This window comes from Autumnicola edwardsiae (assembly GCF_031846505.1).
GTDB classification, from domain to species: Bacteria; Bacteroidota; Bacteroidia; order Flavobacteriales; family Flavobacteriaceae; genus Autumnicola; species Autumnicola edwardsiae.
This window is the reverse complement of sequence record NZ_JAVRHP010000159.1, coordinates 1-4,024: the sequence shown is the minus strand read 5'-3', so window position 1 is coordinate 4,024 and position 4,024 is coordinate 1. Positions and strand designations below refer to the sequence as shown.

The 4,024-nt window shown below is 33.4% G+C and carries 4 protein-coding genes; all 4 read left to right on the top strand.

Annotated features, from left to right (window positions below; translation table 11 throughout):
- The coding region (locus tag RM529_RS16210) for a phytanoyl-CoA dioxygenase family protein (protein ID WP_311485787.1) at window positions 1-870 on the top strand (870 nt) is incomplete at its 5' end.
- Window positions 870-1,580: a creatininase family protein gene (locus RM529_RS16205; RefSeq protein ID WP_311485786.1), complete on the top strand. Its 711-nt coding sequence runs from the start codon at window positions 870-872 to the stop codon at window positions 1,578-1,580. The genes RM529_RS16210 and RM529_RS16205, both read left to right, overlap by 1 nt.
- Window positions 1,581-1,583: 3 nt before the next feature.
- Window positions 1,584-2,546 (top strand): aldo/keto reductase, encoded by a 963-nt coding sequence (locus RM529_RS16200; protein ID WP_311485785.1) that lies wholly within the window; start codon window positions 1,584-1,586, stop codon window positions 2,544-2,546.
- A gap of 245 nt (window positions 2,547-2,791) precedes the next feature.
- The gene (locus tag RM529_RS16195) at window positions 2,792-3,832 is read left to right on the top strand and encodes an L-rhamnose/proton symporter RhaT (protein WP_311485784.1); all 1,041 of its coding nucleotides are present in this window, start codon (window positions 2,792-2,794) and stop codon (window positions 3,830-3,832) included.
- Window positions 3,833-4,024: the final 192 nt, after the last annotated feature.

Genomic DNA, 4,024 nt, shown 5'->3' with positions numbered 1-4,024 from the left:
TTTTTTTTTTTATTCTTTTGTAAAATAATTTTTAATTTCTTTTATATGAAAACGACAATATCAAAAGATCAAATTAATTCTTATCACAAGAATGGGTTTTTAATAGTAGAAGATTTTTTGTCAACTGAGGAGACATTAAATTGGAAGGATACAATAGATGCAGCAATAGTAAAAAGGAAAGGCAGAAAATTTCCTCACTCTGAAATTAAAACAGGGCAATCTGATGGAATTAATAAGGATGCGGAATATTTTGGCAAAGTTTTTAATCAAATCATTAATTTATGGATGACAGATAAGGGGGTTAAAGACTTGATGTTGGACAAAAGAATTGGAAAAATGGTGGCAGATTTGGCGCAAATTGATGGGGTCCGAATATGGCATGATCAATCATTGGTAAAGCAACCTTGGGGCAATCCGACGGCTTGGCACTTGGATACACCATTTTGGTCTTTTGAACATAGAGAAGCACTCAGTATTTGGGTAGCTTTAGAAGATGTTACCCTCCAAAATGGATGTATGTATTTTATGCCTGGAACTCATAAACACACAGATCTTTCCGAGCCCGGAATAAGTGCTAATATGGGAGATATATTTAGTACATATCCTCAATTCGAAACTATGAATCCGGCTCCGGCAGTAATTAAAGCAGGGAGTTGTACGTTCCATAATGGACTTACCATTCATGCGGCAGGAGTTAATATGACTCCGTATCCTAGAAAAGCGATGACTTGTGCTTTTATGCCAGATGGTGCCATTTTCAATGGAAAACAAAATGTGCTTTCAGATGAATATTTCAAGAAATTAAAAATCGGAGATGTTTTAAATTTTGAAGATCAAAATCCATTGATATATCATAAAGATTGGAATTAATGTATCAAAAAATTAAATGGGGGTTCTATAATGAAATGAGACCCAAGGAAATTGAAGCAATCTTAAAAAAAAGACCGATTGCCTTTTTACCGTGGGGAGCAATTGAATATCATGGGAAGCATAATCCCGTAGGGTTAGATAGTATAAAAGCATTGAATTTATGTACAGATGTGGCTAAAGAAACAGGGGGAATTGTTATGCCTGTTGTTGATTTAGCTGCAAATCTTATAAAATCATATCCTGGGATTAGTTTTAAAAAGCACTCCATTGAGTTTTCGGAAAAATTAATTTATATGATTTGTGAAGAGTATTTGGACCAACTGGCAGATCAAGATTTTAAAATCGTTATTTTACTTTCTGGACATGCAGGAGAGCCTCATTTACAAAATTTAAAAACTGTTGCGGAAAACTTTAATAAAAAAAATAAATCCAAACACTGTTGGGCATTAGCAGAATTTGATGTTTTGCCAAAAGATTTACTAGTAGCAAACCACTCTGCTTTAGAAGAAACATCTTTACAATTGTATTATGCTAAAGAAATGGTCGATTTAAAATCTTTACCACAAGACAGGGAAATCAGTTTAGAATTAGATGCTGTTTCGGGCAGGGATCCAAGGTCTGCTTCGGTATCATATGGAGAAAAAATAGCTAAAACTTTTGTGCATAATGTTAGTAAAAAAATACAGCTATTAATAAATTCATTTTGTTAAAATATGAAAAATAAATTATTAGGGAAAACAGGATTAGAGGTTAGTGAAATAAGTTTAGGAACCTGGGCTTTTGGGAATAATGTCTATGGAGGTGTGGAGGAAAAAGATGCAATTAATACTATTCATGAAGGGATTGATTTAGGTGTAAATCTATTTGATACAGCACCACAATATGGAACACCTAATCAAGATGGGGTTGCAGAAATAGTATTGGGAAAAGCTTTGAAAAAAAAGCGAAAAAATGTGCATATATCCACAAAATTCGGAAGGAATCCATCTATTGACAACGGGAGTTCCCAATTTTATAAATCAAGAATTATAAATTCTGTAGAAGAAAGTCTAAAAAGACTGCAAACTGATTATATTGACGTGCTCTTTTTTCATTCTCCCTTTTCGCCAGATGAGATCAATGATGATGTTTGGGAAGGCGTTGAACAAGTAAAAAGCCAAGGAAAAGTTCGCTTTGTAGGGCACTCTATTTCTATGTTACCTCAAACGGAAAACATGTCTCAGCAATGGGTAAAAGAGAATAAGATCGACATTGTTCAGGTTGTATTGAGTTTGATGAATAGAGAATCAGAAGAATTGATTGAAAAATTACAAGAGAAGAAAATAGGTGTTTTTGCAAGAGAATGTTTGGCTAATGGTTTTCTATCTGGAACAATTACAAAAAATACTGAATTTGTTGGGGGCACATTGAATGCTCGTTATACTGCAAAAGAATTGATTTCAAGAATTGATCAGGTAAATGAGTTTAGATACTTGATTCGAGATGATATAAATAATATGCCTCAAGCTGCTCTGCGTTGGGTGCTTGATCAAAAAGGTGTATCGACTGTTTTGTCTGGAGCAAAAAATGGTTCTGAATTAAAAGAAGCTATTTTTGCTTCAGATGCTAATTCTTTTACTAAAGAAGAATTAGCATTAGCAAAAAGACTATTGAAAAAAAACTTTGAAGCGGCATAGTTTTTAAATAATAACTTATATTAAAAGTTTTAATAGCCTTTTTAGTCATCAGAATCTCCCGGTACCTCGGATACTGCGGAAAGATAACGTAGATTTATGGATAGGATTTGTGTTTTCTTTAAGACTTAAAAAAGTTTACTTTTTATGAGTTGCGTCTATTTTAATTCACAACGGCTTTGTCTCGGTAATTTTCATTATTTAACCTTGCCAGTCAAAGAACAAAGAACGAGTCCAAAATTAATAATATGTTTGTAATCTTAGGATTATTTTTTCATGCTCTCGGAGGGTTTGCTGCTGGTAGTTTTTATCTACCTTTTAAACTTATTAAAACATGGAAATGGGAAACTGCATGGTTTGTATTAGGTGTTGCCGCTTGGATCATAACACCTATATTAATGGCTTGGATTACTGTTCCCAATCTTATAGATGTCCTTTTTTTAGCGAATTATGGCACTAAAATCTACACTTTTTTATTTGGTGTTCTTTGGGGAATTGGAGGTTTAACCTTTGGTTTATCAATGAGATTTTTAGGTATGTCTTTAGGAACAGCGGTATCCTTGGGATTTACAGCAGCTTTTGGGACCTTAATTCCGCCAATCTATAATGGACGCTGGCAAGAATTATTACAAACTAAAGGCGGGCAATTCACATTAATTGGTGTTTTTATTTGTCTTGTAGGAATAGCCGTCGCAGGAAAAGCAGGAATGCTTAAAGAAAAGGAATTGAGTTCAAAAGAACAAAAAGAAACTGTTGCTGAATTCAATCTTAGAAAAGGAGTTGTTATTGCTATTATTTCTGGTGTTTTGAGTTCGTGTTTTGCTTTTGGATTACAATCAGGAAAACCTATCGCGGATTTAGCTTTAAGTTCAGGAGCCATTGATATTTTTCAAAATAACGCTATTTTAGTTTGGATTTTATGGGGAGGTTTTGCTACTAATTTTATATGGACCAGTTTTCTAAATATTAAAAATAAAACCTTTACCGATTTAATATATAAAACTACTCCTAACAAGTCTAAAAATTACCTTTTGGCAGCTGCAGGAGGCATTACCTGGTATTTTCAGTTTTTCCTTTATGGTATGGGTACTACGTTTTTAGGAGAAGAATATGAATTTGCTAGTTGGACCATCCATGTTTCATTTATTCTTTTATTCAGTACTGCTTGGGGATTATATTTCAAGGAGTGGAAAGGAGTTTCAACCAAAACTATGCGTACCCTATGGGGGGGGCTATCCATAATTGTATTATCGGCTCTAATAATCGGTGCTGGAAATTATATAGAGTAGAAATAGCGCCTTCTTAGAATGTGGTCTTGAGTTAGTTACAAAGGAGCTAAAATATTAAATTTTTGATGTTGTTCTTTCACTGCTTTTTTCTTGTTTTTCTTAAATTCAAATGCAGTGGACTAAATTTTCTGTGGTATGTTCCGAAGCTTTTCGTATTTTTTGTTAAAAAATTTTAGTTGATGATAAAAATTG